The sequence below is a fragment of the Tepidamorphus gemmatus genome (assembly GCF_004346195.1).
GTDB lineage: Bacteria > Pseudomonadota > Alphaproteobacteria > Rhizobiales > Tepidamorphaceae > Tepidamorphus > Tepidamorphus gemmatus.
Window position 1 is genome coordinate 107,342 of record NZ_SMAK01000001.1, and the last position, 22,367, is coordinate 129,708.

General features: G+C 66.3%; 17 protein-coding genes. 16 read left to right on the forward strand and 1 reads right to left on the reverse strand.

Annotated features, from left to right (window positions below):
* The 16 genes from EDC22_RS00510 (at position 1) to EDC22_RS00585 (ending at position 20,717) form a co-directional block, all read left to right on the forward strand.
* Positions 1 to 1,590 (forward strand): TRAP transporter large permease, encoded by a 1,590-nt coding sequence (locus tag EDC22_RS00510; protein ID WP_132804645.1) that lies wholly within the window; start codon positions 1 to 3, stop codon positions 1,588 to 1,590.
* A complete protein-coding gene (locus EDC22_RS00515; protein WP_245499566.1) occupies positions 1,587 to 2,363 on the forward strand; it encodes an SDR family NAD(P)-dependent oxidoreductase in 777 nt (258 codons plus the stop codon). Before EDC22_RS00510 ends, EDC22_RS00515 begins: the two co-directional genes overlap by 4 nt.
* Before the next feature lie 76 nt (positions 2,364 to 2,439).
* Entirely contained in the window at positions 2,440 to 2,631 is a 192-nt protein-coding gene (locus EDC22_RS00520) for a DUF3008 family protein (protein ID WP_132804646.1), read from the forward strand.
* Between the two features lie 107 nt (positions 2,632 to 2,738).
* Positions 2,739 to 3,782: an agmatine deiminase family protein gene (locus EDC22_RS00525; protein ID WP_132804647.1), complete on the forward strand. Its 1,044-nt coding sequence runs from the start codon at positions 2,739 to 2,741 to the stop codon at positions 3,780 to 3,782.
* Positions 3,779 to 4,942 carry a YbfB/YjiJ family MFS transporter gene (locus EDC22_RS00530; protein WP_132804648.1) on the forward strand — a complete coding sequence of 388 codons (1,164 nt, stop codon included), beginning with the start codon at positions 3,779 to 3,781 and terminating at the stop codon, positions 4,940 to 4,942. The genes EDC22_RS00525 and EDC22_RS00530 overlap by 4 nt, the downstream gene beginning before the upstream one ends.
* Before the next feature lie 22 nt (positions 4,943 to 4,964).
* Positions 4,965 to 5,834 carry an N-carbamoylputrescine amidase gene (aguB, locus tag EDC22_RS00535; RefSeq protein WP_132804649.1) on the forward strand — a complete coding sequence of 290 codons (870 nt, stop codon included), beginning with the start codon at positions 4,965 to 4,967 and terminating at the stop codon, positions 5,832 to 5,834.
* Positions 5,835 to 6,021: 187 nt separating this feature from the next.
* The gene (locus EDC22_RS00540; protein WP_281048256.1) at positions 6,022 to 9,525 is read left to right on the forward strand and encodes an indolepyruvate ferredoxin oxidoreductase family protein; all 3,504 of its coding nucleotides are present in this window, start codon (positions 6,022 to 6,024) and stop codon (positions 9,523 to 9,525) included.
* A gap of 110 nt (positions 9,526 to 9,635) precedes the next feature.
* Positions 9,636 to 10,310 (forward strand): Crp/Fnr family transcriptional regulator, encoded by a 675-nt coding sequence (locus tag EDC22_RS00545; protein ID WP_132804651.1) that lies wholly within the window; start codon positions 9,636 to 9,638, stop codon positions 10,308 to 10,310.
* A gap of 383 nt (positions 10,311 to 10,693) precedes the next feature.
* Positions 10,694 to 12,673, forward strand: coding sequence for an AMP-dependent synthetase/ligase (locus EDC22_RS00550; protein ID WP_132804652.1), 1,980 nt, complete (start codon positions 10,694 to 10,696; stop codon positions 12,671 to 12,673).
* Entirely contained in the window at positions 12,670 to 13,464 is a 795-nt protein-coding gene (locus tag EDC22_RS00555; protein WP_132804653.1) for an ABC transporter ATP-binding protein, read from the forward strand. The genes EDC22_RS00550 and EDC22_RS00555 overlap by 4 nt, the downstream gene beginning before the upstream one ends.
* Before the next feature lie 12 nt (positions 13,465 to 13,476).
* Entirely contained in the window at positions 13,477 to 14,433 is a 957-nt protein-coding gene (locus EDC22_RS00560; protein ID WP_132804654.1) for a branched-chain amino acid ABC transporter permease, read from the forward strand.
* Positions 14,434 to 14,444: 11 nt separating this feature from the next.
* Positions 14,445 to 15,524: a branched-chain amino acid ABC transporter permease gene (locus tag EDC22_RS00565; protein ID WP_132804655.1), complete on the forward strand. Its 1,080-nt coding sequence runs from the start codon at positions 14,445 to 14,447 to the stop codon at positions 15,522 to 15,524.
* A gap of 124 nt (positions 15,525 to 15,648) precedes the next feature.
* Positions 15,649 to 16,968, forward strand: a complete 1,320-nt coding sequence (locus EDC22_RS00570; RefSeq protein ID WP_132804656.1) for an ABC transporter substrate-binding protein — start codon at positions 15,649 to 15,651, stop codon at positions 16,966 to 16,968.
* A 68-nt stretch (positions 16,969 to 17,036) separates the two neighbouring features.
* Positions 17,037 to 17,885: an ABC transporter ATP-binding protein gene (locus tag EDC22_RS00575; protein ID WP_132804657.1), complete on the forward strand. Its 849-nt coding sequence runs from the start codon at positions 17,037 to 17,039 to the stop codon at positions 17,883 to 17,885.
* A gap of 176 nt (positions 17,886 to 18,061) precedes the next feature.
* On the forward strand, positions 18,062 to 19,297 hold the full coding sequence (locus EDC22_RS00580; protein ID WP_132804658.1) for a phenylacetate--CoA ligase family protein: 1,236 nt from the start codon (positions 18,062 to 18,064) through the stop codon (positions 19,295 to 19,297).
* A gap of 256 nt (positions 19,298 to 19,553) precedes the next feature.
* Positions 19,554 to 20,717 carry a hypothetical protein gene (locus EDC22_RS00585; RefSeq protein ID WP_132804659.1) on the forward strand — a complete coding sequence of 388 codons (1,164 nt, stop codon included), beginning with the start codon at positions 19,554 to 19,556 and terminating at the stop codon, positions 20,715 to 20,717.
* A gap of 59 nt (positions 20,718 to 20,776) precedes the next feature.
* Here EDC22_RS00585 and EDC22_RS00590 read toward each other — a convergent pair whose 3' ends face one another.
* On the reverse strand, positions 20,777 to 22,291 hold the full coding sequence (locus EDC22_RS00590) for a bifunctional metallophosphatase/5'-nucleotidase (RefSeq protein WP_245499567.1): 1,515 nt from the start codon (positions 22,289 to 22,291) through the stop codon (positions 20,777 to 20,779).
* Positions 22,292 to 22,367: the final 76 nt, after the last annotated feature.

Below are 22,367 nucleotides of genomic sequence, written 5' to 3' on the forward strand. Positions count from 1 at the left end.
ATGGCGGCGCTCGCACATCTGCTCGACATCCTGATGTTCGTGGCGGTCTGCATCCTGCTGCTGGCCGGATTCCCCGTCGCGTTCACGCTCGCCGGCGTCGCGCTGATCTTCGGTCTGCTTGGCTACCTGGCCGGCGTCTTCAGCCTCTCCTTCTTCATGGCATTTCCGCAGCGCATCTTCGGCACCATGATCAACGAGGTGCTGCTCGCGGTACCGCTGTTCGTGTTCATGGGGGTGATGCTGGAGCGCTCCAAGGTTGCCGAGGAGCTGCTCGAGACGATGGGCCGGCTGTTCGGCACGCTGCGCGGTGGACTTGGCATCTCGGTGTCGATCGTCGGCGCGCTGCTGGCGGCCTCCACCGGCATCGTCGGCGCCACGGTGGTGACCATGGGGCTGCTGTCGCTGCCGACCATGCTGCGCTACGGCTATTCGCCGCGCCTGGCCACCGGCTCGATTGCGGCGGCCGGCACGCTCGGCCAGATCATTCCGCCCTCGATCGTGCTGGTCATCCTGGGCGACCAGCTCTCCAACGCCTACCAGAAGGCCCAGCTCGACATGGGTATCTTCTCGCCGGAGACAGTCTCGGTCGGCGACCTGTTCGCCGGCGCGCTGATCCCCGGCCTGGTTCTGGTCGGCATGTATATCGTCTTCCAGATCGTGATGGCGATCATGAAGCCCGACTCCTCGCCGCCGATGCCGGCCGCCGAGGTCGGGACGGTCCCACTCAGCAAGATCCTGCACGCGCTGCTGCCGCCGGTGGTCCTGATCGTCGCGGTGCTCGGGTCGATCCTTGGCGGCATCGCCACCCCTACCGAGGCCGCCGCCGTCGGCGCCATCGGCGCAACGCTTCTGGCCGGCTACCGGTTGGCCGAGAACCGGCCGTGGCCGATCTATGTCGCCGGGCTGTCGCTGATCGGTGTACTGCTGCTCACCGCCAACATGGACCTGCGTTTCGCGCGGACGGTCATCCCGCCGGCCGACTGGGCCGGGATCATCGTCGCCGCCGTCCTGTGCCTGCTGGTCTTCTACGGACTGATCGTCGCGCTGGTGCGGATCCATCGAGGCGATGTCCTGGGACCGGTCATGCGTTCGACCACGCAGATCACCTCGATGGTCTTCGTGATCCTGATCGGGGCGGCGTTGTTCAGCCTGGTGTTCCGCGGGCTTGGCGGCGAGGAGATGGTGCACAGCCTGCTCAGCCAGATGCCGGGTGGCGCCCTCGGCGCGATGATCGCCGTCATGGTGCTGATGTTCATCCTCGGATTCTTCCTCGACTTCCTCGAGATCGTCTTTGTCGTCGTGCCGATCGTCGCACCGATCCTCCTGATGATGGAGATGCCGGACGGCAGCACGATGAGCCCGGTCTGGCTGGGCGTGATGATGGCGGTCAATCTGCAGACCTCGTTCCTGACGCCTCCGTTCGGCTTCGCGCTGTTCTACCTGCGCGGCGTCGCGCCGCGCAGCGTCAGGACGATGGATATCTACCGCGGCATCATCCCGTTCGTGTTCATCCAGGTTCTCGCGTTGATCGTGCTGTGGTATCTGCCCGAACTCGCGACCTGGCTTCCGACGGTGGTGTACGGCCGATGACGACTGCGATGACCTCCGCCGCCCTGTTCGATCTGACGGGCAGGACGGCGCTGGTGACGGGTGCCTCGAGCGGGCTCGGCTGGCGATTCGCCAAGGTTCTCGCCGCCAATGGAGCCAATGTCGGAATCGCCGCCCGGCGCACCGACCGACTCGCGGCGCTCAAGGCCGAGATCGAGGCGGATGGTGGTCGGGCGTGCGCCGTCGCGCTGGACGTAACCGACCTGTCGAGTATCGCGCCGGCCTTCGATGCGGTGGAGGCGGCGTTCGGGCCGGTCGACATTCTGGTAAGCAATGCCGGGGTCGCGGTCGAGGCGATGCTCGCCGACATGACGGCGGAGCAGTGGCGCAAGGTTCTCGACACCGATCTCGACGGTGTGTTCTTCACCGGTCAGGAGGCAATCCGCCGGATGTCGCGCTCGGGCGGCGGCTCGATCATCAACATCGCCTCGGCAATCGCCTTCCACGTCTCGAAGACGCTCGGCGCCTATGCCGTGGCCAAGGCAGGCGTCGTGCAGCTGACGAAGGCGATGGCGCTGGAGACGGCATCGGCCGGCATCCGCGTCAACGCCATCTGTCCGGGCTACATCGAGACCGAGATCAACCGCGACTTCTTCGCGACCGAAGCCGGCAGGACGATGATCCAGCGGCATGTGCCGATGAAGCGGCTCGGCGACATCGGCGATCTCGACGGCACGCTGCTGCTGCTTGCGTCGAAGGCCGGCTCCTTCATCACCGGGGCGTCGATCGTCGTCGACGGCGGCCTGGTGCTGTAGCGGTGGTCGATTCGCGGAACCTCCGGCACTGATGACGGGTTGTTCAACCGGGGGGCAAGCGAAGGAGGCGATGGCCATGCCCGCCAAATCGAAAGCCCAGCAGAAGGCGGCCGGAGCGGCCCTGTCGGCCAAACGCGGCAACACCAAGGTGTCGGAGCTGAAGGGCGCTGCCAGGCAGATGTACGATTCGATGAGCGAGGCGCAGCTCGAGGACTTCGCCGGCACGCGCCGCAAGGGCAAGCCCGAGCACGTCGCCGCCCGGCGCTGACGCCCAGTCAGACACCGTGCCGGCGCGGCGCGGCCATGCCGCCGGCAGGATAGGTGGAGCGGTGCGGCTGCGCTAGAACTGAGTTCCCCCGCGACGGAGCCTGCCCCATGTCCCCCGCCGAACTCGGCTTCCGAATGCCCGCCGAATGGTCACCGCACCGGCGCACGTGGATGGCCTGGCCGGTCAGCAGCTACATGCCCGAAGGTTCCGAGGGAGCGGTCGGCGCATACCGCGCCTGGGCCGCCGTCGCCAACGCCATCGCCGCCTTCGAGCCTGTGATGATGGTGGTTCCGCCCGGCATGGAAGAGGCGGCCCGCGCCTATCTCGAGGCTGGTGTCGGTATCGCCGTGACGCCGATCACCGATTCGTGGATGCGTGACATGGGGCCGACCTTCCTCATCGGACCCGGCGGCCGGCTCGGCGCGGTGGACTGGACATTCAACGGCTGGGGCGGACGTACCTTTCCCGAATGCGCGGGCGATGCCCTGGTCGCGCGGGCGATCGCGGACATGGCCGGCGCCGAGCGGTTTGCCTCCAGGCTGGTCAACGAGGGCGGCGCCATCCATGTCGATGGCGAGGGGACCGTGCTGCTCACCGAATCCGTGCAGCTCAATCCCAACCGGAACCCAAACTGGACGAAGGCCGAGGTCGAGGCCGAGATACACGGGATGCTCGGCACCACCAAGGCGATCTGGCTGCCGAAGGGCCTCGGGTCGGACAGTGGCGATACCGGCACCGACGGTCATGTCGACACGCTCGCCTGCTTTCTGAAGCCAGGGCTCGTGCTCGCGCATCGCCAGCCTGATCCGGCCCATCCGGACTTCGAGACGGCGCGGGAGAACCTCGCCATCCTGAGGGCATCGCACGACGCTGCCGGGCGGCGGCTCGAGGTCATCGAGGTCGATGCGCCCGCGCCCAGGACGACGCCGGCCGGCGATCCGCTGTCCCTGACCTATGTCAATTTCTCGTTCGTCAATGGCGGCGTCGTGCTGTGCGGCTTCGACGATCCGCAGGACGAGGTGGTAGCCGGACTGTTTGCCCGCCTGTTTCCCGATCGGCGGATCGTCCAGGTGCCCGCGACGCGCATCTTCGAGGGCGGCGGGGGCATCCACTGCATCACCCAGCAAGAGCCGATGGCCGTTGCCGGATGAGCCCGGCCACCCGCCTGCTCGTCGCCGGCTGCCTCGCGATGGTGGTGGCGATGGGCATCGGTCGCTTCTACTACACGCCGATGCTGCCGCTGATGCAGCGCGAATACGGCTTCGACGCGGCCGTTGCTGGCCTGATCGCATCGGCGAATTTCGGCGGGTACCTGGTCGGCTCGATCGCGGCGTCGATGCTCGCTCCAGGCGTGACGCGGGTGTGGGTGTTCCGGCTGGCGCTGATCGGCAGCGTCGCCACGACGGCCGCGATGGGTCTGACCGACAGCACCCCGATGTGGATCGCCTTGCGCACCCTATCGGGCATCGCCAGCGCGCTGGCGATGATCGCAGGGGCAGGAATGGTTGCCGAGGCGCTGGCGAAGATCGAGGAGCCCGGACGGATCGGCTGGTACTTCGGCGGCGTCGGGCTGGGCATTCTCGTTTCGGGGATGCTGGCACAATTCGCCGGCGGCCTGAGCGCCGCGCAGATGTGGCTGCTGGCCGGTGGCATCGGCGTGCTTCTGCTTCCCTTCATCTTCCGCGAACTCATCGAGCGGGAGCTGGAGCCGCGGCCGCACCGGGCCAGTGCCGGCCGGCGACGGCCCAGGCCGCTCAGGCTGTGGCCGCTGTTCGTCAATTATACCTGCGAGGGGCTGGGCTATTCCGTCTTTGCGACCTTCATCGTGGCGATCGTCAAGGCGAGGCCGCAGACCGAGGCGATCGGCGACTGGGTCTGGGTCGTGGTCGGCCTGGCGGGGCTGCCGAGCACGGTGCTGTGGACGGCTTTGGCCGAACGCTTCGGCTTCGCGGTGTCGCTGATCCTCGCCTATGTCGTGCAGATCGCCGGCGTGCTGCTCCCTGCGGCGAGCGGATCCGGACTGGCGGCGCTTGCGGCCGCAGTGATGTTCGGCGGCACGTTCCTGTCGATCACGGCCCTGACATTGCCGCTCGGTCGCCATGGTGCGGGCGGACGGGGCTTCGCGGTGCTGACGGCAGGCTTCGGCGCGGGGCAGATGCTCGGGCCGGTCATCGCCGGCTACATGGTGACGCTCGGCTATGGCTTCCGGGCTGCGCTCTACGGATCGGCAGCCGTACTCGCCTTCGGCCTTGCCGTGCTCATATATGGCGTCGTCACACGAACCGAGGCGCCGGGCGCGGTGGCGACCTGACCCGCCCGACCTGGAGGATGCCATGAGGACCGTCACCGTCGCCGCTACCCAGATGGCCTGCACCGACGTCATTGAGGAGAACGTCGCGCGCGCGGAGACCCTGATCCGCGAGGCAGCGTCGCGGGGCGCCAACATCATCCTGATCCAGGAGCTGTTCGAGGGCCCGTATTTCTGCCAGGACGAACTGCCCGAGCACTTCTCCCGGGCACGCCCTGCCGAGGGCCATCCGACCATACGGCGCTTCCAGGAACTTGCCGCCGAGCTCGATGTCGTGCTGCCGGTCAGCTTCTTCGAGCGCGCCAACGCCGCGCACTACAACGCGCTGGCGATGGTCGATGCGGGCGGGGCGCTGCTCGGCCTCTATCGCAAGTCGCACATCCCGCAGGGGCCGGGCTACGAGGAGAAGTACTACTTCAACCCCGGGGATACCGGATTCCGGGTCTGGGACACGAAATTCGGACGGATCGGCGCCGGCATCTGCTGGGACCAGTGGTTCCCCGAGTGTGCCCGGTCGATGGCGCTGATGGGCGCCGAGATCCTGCTCTATCCGACCGCGATCGGTTCGGAGCCGATCGATCCGGACTGGGATTCGATGCCGCACTGGCAGACCGTGATGTGCGGGCACGCCGGCGCGAACCTGATGCCACTCGTCGCCTCGAACCGGATCGGTACCGAGGCGGGACGCAAGGGAACCGCGATAACGTTCTACGGCTCGTCCTTCATCGCGGACTGGACGGGGCAGAAGGTGGCCGAGGCCGACCGCACCAGCGAGACCGTGCTGACGGCGAGCTTCGATCTCGACGACATCGCAGGCAGGCGTGCCGCCTGGGGCATCTTCCGCGACCGGCGACCGGACCTCTATGGACCGCTGATGACGCTCGACGGGCGTTAGCGACAGCGGACGCGGCAACCGGTGCGCCGGCGCCTCCTGCGAACCGTGGTCCCGACCGTGGTCGCACGTGGCCGGCGTGCTATGGTCGTGGCCACTGCATACGTCGAGCGATCTTTATAAGTCAGTCATACTGACCTATCATGGCCATTGCCCCATCCCGACCGGCCGCAGAACGCCGGCGGCAGGACTGCCGGGAGGAAATGCGATGACGCTGAAATCCGTCACCCTCGACGACAAGTACGATCTGACCAAGGACAGTGTCTTCGTGTCCGGCACCCAGGCGGTGCTGCGGCTCACCCTGATGCAGAAGGAACGCGACCGGCGCGCCGGTCTCAACACGGCGGGCTACGTCACCGGGTATCGCGGCTCGCCGCTCGGCAGTCTCGACCAGACGTTCGGCCGCGCAAGGACGCTGCTCGGCGCCAACGACATCGTCTTCCAGCCGGGCCTCAACGAGGATCTTGCTGCCACCGCGCTGTGGGGCACGCAGCAGGCCGAACTGCGCGGTGACGGTGCCTATGACGGCGTGTTCGGCATCTGGTACGGAAAGGGGCCGGGCGTCGACCGCTCCGGCGACGTCTTCCGCCATGCCAATCTGGCCGGAACCTCGCCGCATGGCGGCGTGATCGCGCTGATGGGCGACGATCACACATGCGAATCCTCGACCACCGCGCATCAGTCGGAATTCGCATTCGTCGATGCGATGATCCCCATCCTCAGCCCGGCCGGCGTCCAGGAGATCCTCGACTACGGCCTGCACGGCTGGGCACTGTCGCGCTATGCGGGGACGTGGTGCGGCATCAAGTGCGTCAAGGACACGATCGAATCGACGGCGATCGTGGACGGCCGCGTCGATCGCGTCGCGATCGTCACCCCCACCGATTTCCAGATGCCCGTCGGCGGCCTGAACATTCGCATCAACGATCACCCGATCCTGCAGGAGGCCCGCCTCCACGATTTCAAGCGCGATGCGGTCCTGGCCTATCTGCGGGCGAACAGGCTCGACCGGATCATCCTGCAGGGCGGGACGACGCCGCGGCTCGGCATCGCGACGCTGGGCAAGAGCTATCTCGACGTACGCCAGGCGCTTGAGGATCTCGGCATCGACGAGGTCAGGGCCGCCGCGCTCGGCATCCGGCTGTACAAGATCGCCTGCCCCTGGCCGCTGGAGCCCGAGGGGGCCCGTCGCTTCGCCGACGGTCTCGACATGATCATCGTTGTCGAGGAGAAGCGCTCGCTGGTCGAAACGCAGTTCAAGGAACTGCTCTACGGCATGGCGAACGCCCCGGTGATCGTCGGCAAGCACGACGAACAGGGCCGCACGTTGCTGCCGAGCAAGGGGGCGCTCGACCCCAACGATATCGCGATCGCGATCGGCGAGCGCGTGCTGCGCTTCGTCGATGATGCGGCGGTGGCGGCACGGCTCGCCGAGATCCGCAAGTTCCAGGCGGTGCTCGCCGAGACCCAGGACGTGGCGATCCGGACGCCATATTTCTGCGCCGGCTGCCCGCACAACACCTCGACGGTGGTACCGGAGGGCAGCCGTGCCTATGCCGGAATCGGCTGCCACTACATGGCGCAATGGATGGACCGGCAGACCGAGGGCTATACCCAGATGGGCGGCGAGGGCGCCAACTGGGTCGGCGAGGCGCCGTTCTCGAAGCGCAAGCACGTCTTCCAGAACCTCGGCGATGGTACCTACAATCATTCCGGCTATCTGGCGATCCGGGCGGCGGCGGCATCAGGGGTCAACATCACTTACAAGATCCTATTCAACGATGCGGTGGCGATGACCGGAGGCCAGCGCCATGAAGGTGGTCTGACGGTCGACCAGATTGCCCGGCAGGTGGCCGCGGAAGGGGCGCGGCAGGTCGTCGTCGTCACTGACGAGCCGGACAAGTATCCGACGGGTACGGCGTTTCCTCCCGGCACCACCATCCATCACCGCTCGGAGCTCGACGAGGTGCAGAAGAGCCTCAGGGAAGTGCCCGGGCTTTCGGTGCTCATCTACGACCAGACCTGCGCCGCAGAGAAACGCCGGCGTCGCAAGCGCGGGCAGTTTCCCGATCCGGCCCGGCGCATCTTCATCAACGAACTGGTGTGCGAGGGCTGTGGCGACTGCGGTGTCCAGTCGAACTGCGTCGCGATCCAGCCGGTGGAAACCGAGTTCGGCCGCAAGCGGCAGATCGACCAGTCGAGCTGCAACAAGGACTACTCCTGTTTGAAGGGATTCTGTCCGAGCTTCGTCACGGTCGAGGGCGGACGGCTGCGCAAGGGGGTGGGCCCGGCAGGGGTGCGCGGCGGCGATGTCGATGTCTCCGACCTGCCCGTGCCCGACCTGCCGCGGATCGACGGCACCTACGACGTGGTGGTGACCGGAGTCGGCGGCACGGGCGTCGTCACGATCGGCGCGCTGATCGGCATGGCGGCCTATCTGGAAGGCAAGGGCTGCGGCATCATCGACATGGCCGGCCTTGCCCAGAAGGGCGGCTCGGTGCTGACCCATCTCAAGATCGCCGATAGTCCGGAGGCAATCAGCGCGATCCGTGTCTCGGCCGGTGCGGCGGAGCTGGTGCTCGGCTGCGATATCGTCGTGGCGGGAACGAAGAAGGTGCTGGCCTCGGTGAGGCCGGGCCATACGGAAGTGGTCGTCAACACCCATGCCACCTATCCCGGCGACTTTGCCAAGAACGCCAACTTCACGCTGCCGATCGAACGGCTGAAGCGGGCGATCCGCGGGCAGGCGGGACAGGGACATGTGCACACGGTGGATGCCACGGGGCTTGCTACGGCGCTGCTCGGCGATGCCATCCTCGGCAACATCTTCATGCTCGGCTTTGCCTACCAGCTCGGACGGCTGCCGCTGAGCGCGGAGGCTCTGGAGCGGGCGATCGAGCTGAACGGCGTCGCGATCCGCGAAAACATCGCCGCATTCCGCTGGGGCCGCCGCGCTGCCGTCGATCCGGCCGGTGTCGAGAAGCTCGCCGAACCCGACAAGGGTGCCGATCCGGTGCACGACATCTCGGCCACGCTCGACGAGATGATCGAGCGCCGGGTCAGGTTCCTCACCGCCTACCAGGACTCCGCCTATGCCGGCCGCTACCGCGCACGGGTCGAGACGGTTCGCGCGGCGGAGACCGCGGCGATGCCGGGCGAGACGGCGCTCACCGAGGCCGTTGCGCGCTACCTGTTCAAGCTGATGGCATACAAGGACGAGTACGAGGTTGCGCGGTTGTATACGGACGGAACCTTCCTCAAGGCCGTGCGCGACACGTTCGAGGGTGACTACCGTCTGAAGTTTCACCTCGCCCCGCCGCTGACCAACAAGCCGGATCCCGCCACCGGCCGCCCGAAGAAGACGACCTTCGGACCGTGGATGATGACCGGCTTCCGCATCCTGGCTTCGCTGAAGCGCCTGCGCGGGACGCGGCTCGACATCTTCGGCTACAGTCACGAACGACGGACCGAGCGGCGGCTGATCGCCGATTACGAGGCGATGCTTGACGAGATCCTGGCCGGGCTGTCGCCAGCGACTCATGCAATCGCCGTCGCGCTCGCCTCGATCCCGGAAAAGATCCGCGGCTACGGGCCAGTCAAGGCGCGGCATCTCGCCGCGGCCAAGGCCGAAGAGGCCGCCCTGCTGGACAGTTTCAGGTCCGGCGGCGCGGCGGCTCGGCAGGCGGCAGAATAGTCCGACGCCACGATCCTGCCATCGCGCCGGCGTCTTGAGCATCCCCGCCGGCGGCGCGATACTCGCCGCCGCTGCCGCTCAGCGTGAATCCTGACCTCAGAGGAGATGCTGTGATCAGCCCGGAGCGACTGAACGAGATCGCCGTCTGGTCGCGCGAGCTGTCCGAGAGCGAGATGGATCGCGCCTGCCGCGGCATCACCGAGAGGCAGCTCCACGCCGGTGCCTATCTGTTCCACCGCGGCGACCGCTTCGATGCCTGGGCGGGGGTGATCTCCGGGATCGTCAAGATGAGCAATTTCACCTCCGGCGGAAAGGCGGTGAGCTATACAGGGCTCACCAAGGGCGGCTGGTTCGGTGAGGGCTCGGTGCTCAAGGACGAGCCGCGCCAGTACGATATCATTGCGCTGCGCGAGACGCGGGTGGCGCTGCTGAATGGGCCGACCTTCCGCTGGCTGTGCGAGAATTCCACGCCGTTCAACCGGTTCCTGGTGCGCCAGCTCAACGAGCGGCTGGGCCAGTTCATCGCGCTGCTGGGCCACGACCGTGGCTTCGAGGCGACGACACGGCTTGCGCGCTGTATCGCCTGGCTGTGCAATCCGGTGCTGTCGCCTGGTGTCGGAAACCGACTGGAGATCAGCCAGGAGGAACTCGGCCTGCTGAGCGGCCTGTCACGCCAGATGGCGAACCGCTGCCTGAAGGTGCTCGAGGAAGAGGGGCTGGTGCGCGTCGAGCCAGACGGGATCGGCATCCTCGATCTCGATGGGCTCAAGCATTTCGGCGAATAGTCGCAGGTCGCGGGCCATCCGGACTGTCGCACCACGCTGGCACAGTCGGCACATTCGCGGTGCCTTAAGGTGAAGCGCACAAGGTCGCACATGTCGGGGCGGACGAGGGCCGCATCTCCCGATGGTCCGCCAGCTCGCTGAGCGAGCGCTGATGACGGCGCGAACACACTCCGACACATCTAGATGACCGACGGCCGCCCTGTCTGTCAACTGGATGACGGCGCGTTGGATCCACATTTGCGACTGGTTGCGGCCGAAACGGTATCCCTTCAGCTCGATCGGGCCCTTCTGCTTGATCGGGGATGCCGGTCGGACGTAACGTCTAAGCAATACGACAAGCGCCGCGAAAAAGCGGCGCGGCCTTTCAGGTGGGGAAAACGCGGATGGCCGAAACCACTGTCGCATCCGTTGACGACACGTTTCCGAAGCTGTTGATCCGCAATGCCCGCGTTCGCGGCGCAAGACCCGCGATCCGGAAGAAGGATCTTGGCATCTGGCAGACCTGGACGTGGTCGCAGGTGCTGGACGAGGTGCGCGCCTTCGCGCTCGGTCTCGAGGCGTTGGGGCTGAGGCCCGGCGACAAGGTCGCGATCATCGGCTCGAACCGGCCGCCGCTCTACTGGTCGATCTGCGCCGCGCAGAGCCTTGGCGCGATCCCGGTGCCGATCTACCAGGACTCCGTCGCCGCCGAGATGGTGTTCGTCCTGCAGCACGCGGAGGCCCGCTTCGCCGTTGTCGAGGACCAGGAGCAGGTCGACAAGCTCCTGTCACTGTCGGGCGAACTGAGCCGGCTTGAGCACATCATCTACGACGAGGATCGCGGCCTCAAGGACTACGACCACAGCCGTCTGCATCCGTTCCGCGCGGTTCAGCAGATGGGGCGGGAGGTGCTGGCCAAGGACGGGTCGGCGCTCGCGCGCTGGGAAGCCAGCGTCGCCCGGGGCAAACCCGACGACCTCGCGGTGATCCTGTATACGTCCGGCACGACCGGCCAGCCCAAGGGTGTGATGCTCTCCTTCCGGAACACGGTGGAGGCGGCGCGCATCGGCTGCACCTTCGACCGACTGACCGATCAGGACGAGATCCTTGCCTACCTGCCGATGGCCTGGGTCGGCGACCACATCTTCTCCTATGCCGAATCCTACTGGTCGGGGTTCTGCGTGGCCTGTCCGGAATCGCCGGCGACGATGCTGTCCGACCTCAAGGAGATCGGGCCGACCTTCTTCTTTGCGCCGCCACGCATCTTCGAGAACATCCTGACGACGGTGATGATCCGCATGGAGGACGCCGGCGCGATCAAGCGGCGCATGTTCCATTACTTCCTGAAGGTCGCGCGGCGCTCCGGAGAGAAGATCCTGAACGGTGACAGCGTGCCGTTGGGCGATCGCCTACTTTACGCGATCGGCCACATCCTGGTCTATGCGCCGCTGAAGAACGTGCTCGGTCTCACCCGGATGCGGGTCGGTTACACCGCCGGCGAGGCGATCGGGCCGGAAATCTTCCGCTTCTACCGTTCGCTCGGTCTGAACCTGAAGCAGTTGTACGGGCAGACCGAGGCGAGCGTCTTCGTTACCGTCCAGCCGGACGGCGAGATCCGCGCCGATACCGTCGGCAAGCCGGCACCGGAAGTCGAGATCCGCATCGACGAGGCCACCGGCGAGGTGCTCTACCGCTCGCCGGGCGTCTTTGTCGGCTACTACAAGAACGAGGATGCGACGAGGTCCACCAAGACCGATGACGGCTGGGTGCATACCGGCGATGCCGGCTTCTTCGATCATGAGGGGCATCTGCGGATCATCGACCGGGCCAAGGATGTCGGCAGCCTCGCCGACGGTACGCTGTTCGCGCCGAAATACATCGAGAACAAGCTCAAGTTCTATCCGAACATCAAGGAGGCTGTCGCCTTCGGGAATCAGCGCGAATTCGTGACGGTGATGATCAACATAGACCTGTCGGCGGTGGGAAACTGGGCCGAGCGGAACAACATCTCCTATGCAAGCTACCAGGAGCTCGCAGGGATGGATCAGGTCTACGACATGATCGAGGCGCATGTGCGCGAGGTGAACCGTGATCTTGCGTCAGAACCGAAGATGGCGGGGTCGCAGATCCACCGTTTCCTGATCCTTCACAAGGAGCTTGACGCGGATGACGGCGAACTGACGCGCACCCAGAAGGTGCGCCGCCGCTTCATCGCCGAGCGATACCAGCCGCTGATCGACGCGCTCTACGGCGGAGCGAGCGAACAGGACATTGCGACCGAGGTAACCTTCGAGGATGGGCGGAAGGGCGTGATCCGGGCGCGGGTAAAGATCAGGGACGTCGAGACATACGGCCCGCTACTGCAGAAGGAGGCCGCGGAATGAGGGCTCCGAGCGATCAGGCAACGGGCGAACAGTTGCTGGCGGTCGAGAACATCTCGCTGTCATTCGGCGGGGTGAAGGCGATCCGCGACGTGTCCTTCGACATCCGGCGCGGCGAGATCCGCGCGATCATCGGCCCGAACGGCGCCGGCAAGACGTCGATGCTCAACGTCATCAACGGCTTCTATCATCCGCAGGAGGGCGTGATCACCTATCGCGGCAACCGACGGTCGAAGATGAAGCCGTACGAGGCGGCGATGCAGGGGATCGCCCGCACCTTCCAGAACGTCGCCCTGTTCCGCGGCATGACGACGCTGGACAACATCATGGCCGGGCGCACGCTGAAGATGCACCGCGGCTTCTTCTGGCAGTGCCTGTACTGGGGGCCGGCCCAACGCGAGGAGGTGGAGCATCGCCAAAAGGTCGAGGAGATCATCGATTTCCTCGAGATCCAGGCGATCCGCAAGACACCGGTCGGGCGGCTGCCCTACGGATTGCAGAAGCGGGTCGAGCTCGCCCGTGCGCTGGCGATGGAGCCGGAGCTGCTGCTGCTCGACGAACCGATGGCCGGCATGAACCTCGAGGAAAAGGAGGACATGAGCCGCTTCATCCTGGACGTGAACCAGCAGCTCGGCACGACGATCGCACTGATCGAGCACGACATGGGGGTGGTGATGGATCTGTCCGACCGTGTCGTGGTGCTCGATCACGGCGTCAAGATCGCCGACGGCACGCCCGATGCCGTCCAGTCGAACCAGGACGTCATCGACGCCTATCTCGGCGTCGCGCACTAGGGGGCTCGGACGATGGACCTTCTCTACCGCATCCTGGTCGACCCCTTCGTGCAGATGGCGGGGATGCCGGACTTCTTCCTGCAGGTGATCTGGGAGGGGTTCGTCGCCGGCGTCCTCTATTCGCTGATCGCTCTCGGCTTCGTGCTGATCTTCAAGGCTTCGGGCGTGTTCAACTTCGCCCAGGGCATTATGGTCGTTTTTGCCGCGCTGACCCTGGTCGGGCTCCACGCGCTCGGCCTGCCGGCCTATGTGGCGCTGATCCTTACCATCGCGGTGATGGGCGTGCTGGCGGTGGCGGTCGAGCGGGTGATCTTCCGGCACCTGGTCAACCAGCCCGACATCATCCTGCTGATGGCCACGATCGGCCTGACCTACTTCCTGATCGGGCTCGGAGAGTTCGTGTTCGGGGGCAATCCGAAGGTGATGATCACCGCGCAGCTCGGACTGCCGACCGGATCGACCGCGATCGACGTGCTCGGCGGGCTGGTCATCCTCCAGCACATTGACATCGCGGCGGCCGTGATCGCCATCATCATGGTCGCGACCCTGGGTGTGTTCTTCAACAAGACGCGGATCGGCCGCGCGCTGCGGGCGGTTGCCGACGACCACCAGGCGGCATTGTCGGTGGGCATCTCGCTCGAGCAGATCTGGGTGATCGTCTGGTTCGCTGCCGGCATCGTCGCGCTGGCGACCGGCATCATGTGGGGGGCGCGCTCGGACGTCTCCTTCGCGCTGGAGATCGTCGCCTTCAAGGCGCTGCCGGTGCTGATCCTCGGCGGCTTCACCTCGATTCCGGGCGCCATCGTCGGCGGCCTGATCATCGGCATCGGCGAGAAGATCGGCGAGATCTACTGGGGCCCGCTGGTCGGCGGCGGCATCGAGAGCTGGCTCGCCTACGTCATCGCGCTGATCTTCCTGCTGTTCCGGCCGCAGGGCCTATTCGGCGAGCGGATCATCGAACGGGTTTGAGGATCTGAAGCATGCTCTATCGCGAAGCCGGCCAGTTCAAAACCAGCTATGAAGCCGACCAGGCTGTCTTCCCGATCCTGCAGGATCGAATCGGGGTGATGGTCATTCTGGCGGTGGCGGTGGCGATCCCCTTCTTCGCCAGCAACTTCGTCCTGGCCTCGATCATGATCCCGTTCCTGATCTTCGCGCTGGCGACGATCGGGCTCAACGTGTTGACCGGCTATGCCGGCCAGCTGTCGCTCGGCACCGGCGCCTTCATGGGGGTGGGTGCCTATTCCTGCTACAAGCTGACGACCTTCTTCCCGGATGTGAACATCATCGTGCTGGTGCTGCTGTCGGGACTGTTCTCGGCGGGGATCGGGATGGTGTTCGGCCTGCCGTCGCTGCGGATCAAGGGCCTCTACCTGGCAGTGACGACGCTGGCGGCGCAGTTCTTCCTCGAATGGTGTTTCATCCGCATCCCCTGGCTCTACAATTACAACCATTCCGGCGCGATAGAGGTGCCCGAGCGGACCGGTTTCGGCGGCGTGGTGCTCACCGGGCCGGCTGCGACGCCGTTCGTGCGCTATTTCGTCGTGCTCGCCATCGTCGTGGCGATGACGATCATCGTGAAGAATATTCTCAGGGGAAGGATCGGTCGCAGCTGGATGATGATCCGCGACATGGACATCGCCGCCGAACTGATTGGCGTCAGACCTCTGGTCGCCAAGCTCTCCGCCTTCGCGGTGTCGTCCTATATCTGCGGCGTCGCCGGCGCGATGATGGTGTTCTTCTGGCTTGGCGCCGCGGAGGCATCGGCCTTCGCGATCAGCCTGTCGTTCCAGATCCTGTTCATGGCGATCCTCGGCGGGCTTGGCAGCCTGATCGGCTGCTTTTTCGGTTCGGCCTTCATCTGGGCGCTACCGGTGGTGCTGCGGCTGGTGCTGCCCTCGGTCGGTATCCAGATCGGAGCGGAAACCGTCGAGCATCTGACCCAGATGATCATCGGCGCGCTGATCATCTTGTTCCTGATCGTCGAGCCGCACGGACTCGCCCGACTGTGGCAGATCGCCAAGGAAAAGCTTCGCGTCTGGCCGTTCCCCTATGCCTGACGCACATCCGGCCGGCCGCTGGCGGCCGGCAGCCAAGCGGCACCGGGCATCGGACCAGGCCCGGGGTGCCGGGAAGACGTGGTCCACAACGACAAACGGCCATTGGCCATCTGGGAGGTACGACATGAGGTTGAGGAAATCCCTGTTGGGGATTGCCGCCATTGCCCTGGCGGGCGGCTTCACCGCCGAGGCCTATGCGCAGGATACGGTCTACATTCCGCTCCTGTCCTATCGGACGGGTCCGTTCGCCGGTTCGGGCATTCCGATCGCCAACGGCATGTCCGACTACCTGAATCTGCTCAACGAGCGGGACGGCGGCATCAACGGCGTCAGGATCGTCGTCGAGGAATGCGAGACGGGTTACGACACCCAGAAGGGCGTCGAGTGCTACGAGTCGGTGAAGGCCAAGAACCCACTGGTGATCAATCCGTACTCGACGGGCATCACCCTGCAGGTGATCCCGAAGGCCGCTGTCGACAAGATCCCGGTGCTATCGATGGCCTACGGCCTCTCCGCCTCGGCGATCGGCGAGGTGTTCCCGTGGGTCTTCAATCCGCCGGCAACCTACTGGGACGGCGCGTCGGCCATCATCAAGTATATTTCCGAGCGCGAAGGCGGTCTCGACAAGCTCTCCGGCAAGAAGATCGGCTACATCTTCCTGGACGCCGGCTATGGCCGCGAGCCGATCCCGCTGCTCGAGCAGCTCGCCAAGGATTACGGCTTCACGCTGCTGCAATATCCGGTTCCCGCCCAGGAGATGCAGAACCAGTCGTCGCAGTGGCTCAACGTGCGCCGTGACCAGCCCGACTACATGGTGATGTGGGGATGGGGCGCCATGAACCCGACCGCAGTCAAGGAAGCGGTCAAGATCCGCTATCCGATGGACAAGTTCATCGGCGTGTGGTGGTCGGGTGGGGACGATGACGCCCGCGCCGGCGGCGAACAGGCCAAGGGTTACAAGACGGTCAACCTGCAGGGTGTCGGCGACGGGTTCCAGGCGATCCAGGACATCAAGAAGCTGCTGGTGGACACCGGCAAGTCGCAGACACCTGCCTCCATGCTCGGCGAGAACCTGTACAACCGCGGCGTCTACAACTCGGTGCTGATGGCCGAGGCGATCCGCGTCGCTCAGGAGATCACCGGCAAGAAGGTGATCGACGCCGCCGACATGCGGATCGGTCTGGAGAATCTCGAAATCTCCGAGGAGCGCTGGAAGGAGATCGGACTGGAAGGTTTCGCGCCGCCGATCAAGGTCACCTGCACCGATCACAATGGCCACCATCCGGTCTACATCGCCGAATGGGACGGCCAGAAGTGGGTGCAGGTCTCCGAGTGGTTCGCGCCGATGACCGACGTCGTGCAGCCGCTGCTGGAAGCTGCCGCCAAGGAGTATGTCGCGAAGAATGCTCCCTGGCCGGCGCGCACCGAGGAATGCCGTCAGTAACGGCCGCTGGCGGGACCGCGGCATCGCGCCGCGGTCCCGCCGATGCCACCGATCACAAGAGGACGCCCATGAGCTCCGTTGCGGCGCAGCCCGTCCCGGCCACCCCTGCCATTGCCGAGCCGGTGCTGTCGGTGAACAACATCGAAGTGATCTACGACCACGTCATCCTTGTGCTCAAGGGGGTCTCGCTGACCGTGCCGGAGGGCGGCATCGTGGCGCTGCTCGGCGCCAACGGGGCCGGCAAGACGACGACGCTCAAGGCCGTGTCGAACCTGCTCAGGGCCGAGCGCGGAGACGTCACGAAGGGCTCGATCGTGTTCCGTGGCGAGCGGGTCGAGGCATTGTCGCCGAACCAGCTCGTGCGTCGCGGCTGTATCCAGGTGATGGAGGGCCGGCACTGTTTCGGGCATCTCACGGTCGAGGAGAACCTGCTGACCGGCGCCTTCACCCGCCGCGACGGCGCGGCGGCGATCCGTTCGGACCTCGAGATGGTCTACAGCTATTTCCCGAGGCTGAAGGAGCGTCGCCAGAGCCTGGCGGGCTACACGTCCGGCGGCGAGCAGCAGATGTGCGCGATCGGCAGGGCGATGATGGCCCGCCCGAAGATGATCCTGCTCGACGAGCCGTCGATGGGTCTGGCGCCACAGCTCGTCGAGGAGATCTTCGAAATCGTCAGGCAGCTCAACGGTAACGAGGGCGTCAGCTTCCTTCTCGCCGAGCAGAACACCAACATGGCGCTGAGATATGCAGGCTACGGCTACATCCTCGAGAATGGCCGGGTGGTGCTGGACGGTGATGCTGCGACGCTGCGCGAGAACGAGGACGTCAAGGAGTTCTACCTCGGCATCGGTGGCGGCGAGCGCCGCAGCTTCAGGGACGTGAAGAGTTACCGCCGGCGCAAGCGCTGGCTGTCATAGGCGCAGGTGCCGCCGCCCGGCTGGGCGCTCGCCAGCGGATGGCGGCCACCAGCACGTTCGCGGCAGAGCTCCACGTTGACCCCCGGATCAGCGGATGACGCTTCGGAATGATGGCAGAGCCAGATCAGTGCTCGGGGCAGCCGACAACATGCTGGACGGATGAGGAACCCAATCCCATGAACGACCATTTCGATTCCCTCGAGACGCGCGCGCCGGAAGAGCGCGAACAGGCGCTGTTCGCCGCATTGCCAGGTTTCCTTCGCGAGGTCATGCGCGCCGCGCCCGGCTGGGCGCGACAGCTCGAGGGAGTGAGTCCGGAGGAAATCACCGACCGTACGGCGCTATCGAAACTGCCAATCCTGCGCAAGAGCGAACTGCTCGGACTGCAAAAGGCACATCCGCCGTTCGGTGGACTGACGACCAGGGCACCCGGCGCGATGGCGAGGCTGTTCATGTCGCCCGGCCCGATCTTCGAGCCGGAAGGCACGGCCAGGGACTGGTGGCGCGCCGCACGGGCGCTGTTCGCCGCCGGACTGAGACCCGGCGACATCGTGCACAATTCCTTTGCCTATCACCTGACGCCGGCGGGCCACATGTTCGAGGGCGGCGCGCGCGCCCTCGGCTGTGCGGTGATCCCGGCCGGCATCGGCAATACCGAGATGCAGGTTGAGGCGATCGCGCAGCTGCGCCCGAAGGGCTATGCCGGCACGCCCGATTTCCTCAAGGTGCTGCTCGACAAGGCGGCCGAGACCGGCAAGGACGTCTCGAGCCTGAAGAAGGGGGTGGTGTCCGGCGCGGCCCTGCCGAACTCGCTGCGCGAGGAGCTGGCGGCGCGCGGCGTCGATGTGCTGCAGTCCTACGGCACGGCAGATCTCGGGCTCGTCGCCTATGAGAGTCCGGCTCGCGAGGGCATGATCGTCGGGGAGGACATGATCGTCGAAATCGTCCGTCCCGGCACGGGCGACCCGGTTGAGGACGGCGAGGTCGGTGAGGTGGTCGTCACCAGCTTCAACCCCGACTATCCGATGATCCGGTTCGCAACGGGCGATCTCTCGGCGGTGCTGCCGGGCATATCGCCGTGCGGTCGCACCAACATGCGGATCAAGGGCTGGATGGGCCGCGCCGACCAGCGCACCAAGGTCAAGGGCATGTTCGTCGATCCGGCGCAGATCGCCGACATCGCACGCCGCCATCCCGAGGCCAGCCGTCTGCGGCTGGTTGTGAGCCGCGCCAACGAGCAGGATGTGATGACGCTGAAGGCGGAGGCGGCCAGCGCCGATCCGGCTCTGGCCGAACGCCTGGCGGAGAGCCTGATGGCGGTGACCAAGATGAAGGGCGCCGTCGAACTGGTTGGTCCGGGTACGCTGCCCAACGACGGCAAGGTGATCGCCGACGAACGCAGCTATGGATGACCGCAGGCATCGCCCCGCCCGAATTTTGCCGCCTGGGCCGCCATAATGCTCGAGGCCGGGCGAGTTGCCGCCCGGCAGAGCAAAGCGTCCCCCGATGACCGATTCCAACCCATCCTTGCCAGCGGCGGCCGGCAGCGGTCGTGCCTGGCTGTTGTTCAGGCGCCGCCGAGAGCCTGCCGCCCGATCTGCCGGGCGTCGCCCCACGGGGCTCAGGCGCGGCCGGCTCGGCTCGCTGCTGGCGCCGATCGGAACGGCGATGGCGGTCCTGATCCTCGCCTTCGGATTCACCACGCTCGGCACCACCTGGTGGCTCGGTCTCGAACGCGACCGACTGTTCACGCGGTCGCCGCAGACCGACGACAGCGAAGCGCGCATCGGAACCGATGAAGCGATCCCGGAGACGGTCACCATCCTGGTGCGCGACGGCGACGGGCGGCTGGTGCGGCGCATCGCCGAACGCGACCAGGCCGACCGCTACCTCAACGAGGCGATCGCTCGGCTCGATGCGGCGCGCGATGCGGCCAAGGCACAGGCCCGCGCCGAGATCGATACCTTGTTCAGGCTGACATTCGCAGACCGGGACGCCGCCATCGACGACTATGCCGACTGGTTCTTCGCATGGAAGCGGCCTTACGTGGTGCTGAAGGAAGCGGTGGTCTCCGTCGTTGCGCACATTGCGGAGACTGGCGAATTCGAGCCGCTTGCGACGGCCGTCGAGCGTGACCTGCAGACCTATTTCATCCGCCACTACACGGAACGGGTGCTGAAGCCGAACTTCCGCGATCCGATGATCGCGGCCGGCTTTGAAGAGATCGCCCGCCGCGCCTTCGACCGCTGGCGGCAGGCGGTCGTCGAGGAGGATCTTCGTCTGCAGCTGTTTCTGCAGCAGCACACCTCCGGCTTCGCCGCTACCGACATGCCCGAGGCGATGAGCTCGCTGACGCTCGACTGGCGGTCGCAGTCGTTCAAGGCGCCGACACATCTGATGGACGACGCAACCTTCGACGGAGCGGTCTCGCTGGCGCTCATCGGTACCGGCGGCACGATCGGCGCCTATGCTCTCGGACCGGCAATCGAGAGCACGCTGGCCCGCTCGTTCGCCGGGCTCGGCCGGCGCTATGCCGCGGCATTCGGCGGCAGGATCGCATTGGCAGAGGCTGGCGCCGTGGCCGGCACGGCGGTGCAGCCCGTAGGCGGCACGGTGATCGGCGCAGTCGCCGGCGGCGCCCTGGGCTTTGCCGTGGATTACATGCTCGCGCAGGCCAGCGAGGCACTCGACCGCGACGGCTTCGTTGCCGCGAACCAGGCGGCGGTCACCTCGACAATCGAGACGTGGACAGCCACCCTTGCCGCGAGTACTGACCGGGCGATCGACCACTGGTTCGACCAGAGCCGGGCCGGGCTCGTCGCCGGTCGCTGAGGCGGACGCCCGTCCCTGGCATGCGGGCCCGGGCGTGGAGGTCGTTTCCGAGGCGCCCGCTACCGGATGGTGAGGCGGCCGGACGGGGCGGCGCCCGCGGTTCCCTTGGCGCGGACATAGGCCATGACCTCACTGGCCATCAGATTCCCGTCCGCGGCACTGACGATGACGGTTCCGTCGGCGAAGACGTTGTAACCGTCACCGCCACGATACATGAAATCGTTGGTCGCTACCCGGTAGGTGGCTCCGAGATCGAGGTCCGTCGCGCCGAACCAGATGCCGGTGACCCTCTGTCCGGGCGGGCGCGCAAGGTCGGCCGCGACGCGCAGTCCCGAGACATGGGGAAACCGCCCGCTGCCCTCTTCGACGGCCGACAGGCCGTTCTCGATGGCGGCCAGGATCTGGGCGCCGGTGAGTTCGACGACCACCGTCTTGTTGCCGAACGGCAGCTCGGCGAGAATGTCGCGGCGGGAAAGCTCCGTGCCGGCGGGGTACTGGCGGTCGCCGCGGATACCGCCGCCGTTGGTTATGGCGATATCGGCGCCGGTGGCTGCCCGCATGGCGTCCGCGACCAGATTTCCGATCGCCGATTCGCCACTGCGCACCGTCATGCGGCGACTGTCGAGTGGAATCGCGGTCACCCCCAGCGTGGCATCGAGCTCCGACGAGAGCTGAAGCTGCAATGCGGCGATCCGATCGGCGACCGCAGGATCGGGGGCGACGTCGGCGGTGTCGATGATCCGGAATCCTGGTTCCCACGCCACCGTCCGCTTGCCGTCACGCTCGCCGATCGCGACGGCAAGATCGACGATTGCCACCGTCTCGGCCTGGTCGCGGGATTCGGCGAGCACCGTCACGCCATCATAGACCACGCGCAGCTGATGGTCGTCGCCGGACAGCACCACGTCGGCCAACCGGCTGCGGAACAGGAGCATGTCTTCCCGGGCGTCGGCATGGACGGCCGCGACGATCAGGTCGGCGCCGGCCCTGCGCAGCGTGGCTGCCTCGCTCGCCAGTGCGTCCAGCATGCCGAGGATGCGCAGATCCTCGGGGCTCGCCTTCACGCTCGTCTTGGCGGTGGTCAGGCCGACGAACCCGACACGGACGCCATCCAGTTCGAGCAGCCGGGAGCGCTCGACACCCGGCAGGCTGCTACCGTCGGCACCCTGCAGATTGGCGCTCACCACCGGAAAGGTGGCCTCGGAGACCCGGCGCAGGAACACCGACGGGCCGAAATCGAACTCGTGGTTGCCGGGTACAAAGACGTCCGGGGCGATCTGGTTGAGAAGCTCGATGATATGCAGTCCCTGATCGAAGCCGGACAGAAGCGAGGGCGAGATGGCATCGCCGGCATGGACCACGACGACGTTGCGCCGTTCGGCGCGCTCGCGGCCGACGAGGGCTGCCAGTCGGGCGAAGCCGCCCCGCTCGGTACCGGTATCGATCGTATCGAGGTCGCTGGTGACGATCAGGGTGATCTCCACCCGCTCCGCCGCCTCAGCAGCGCACGGGCCGCCCAGCAGCAGGACGAGCACTGACAGCAGACGGGCAAGTCGGCGCGGCATTGTCCTCATCAGGCTTCTCCGGAACCGTCCGGCCGGATGTGAGTCCCCGGTCCGGGATCGCATCTTCCCGCGACGCCGCAGTCGC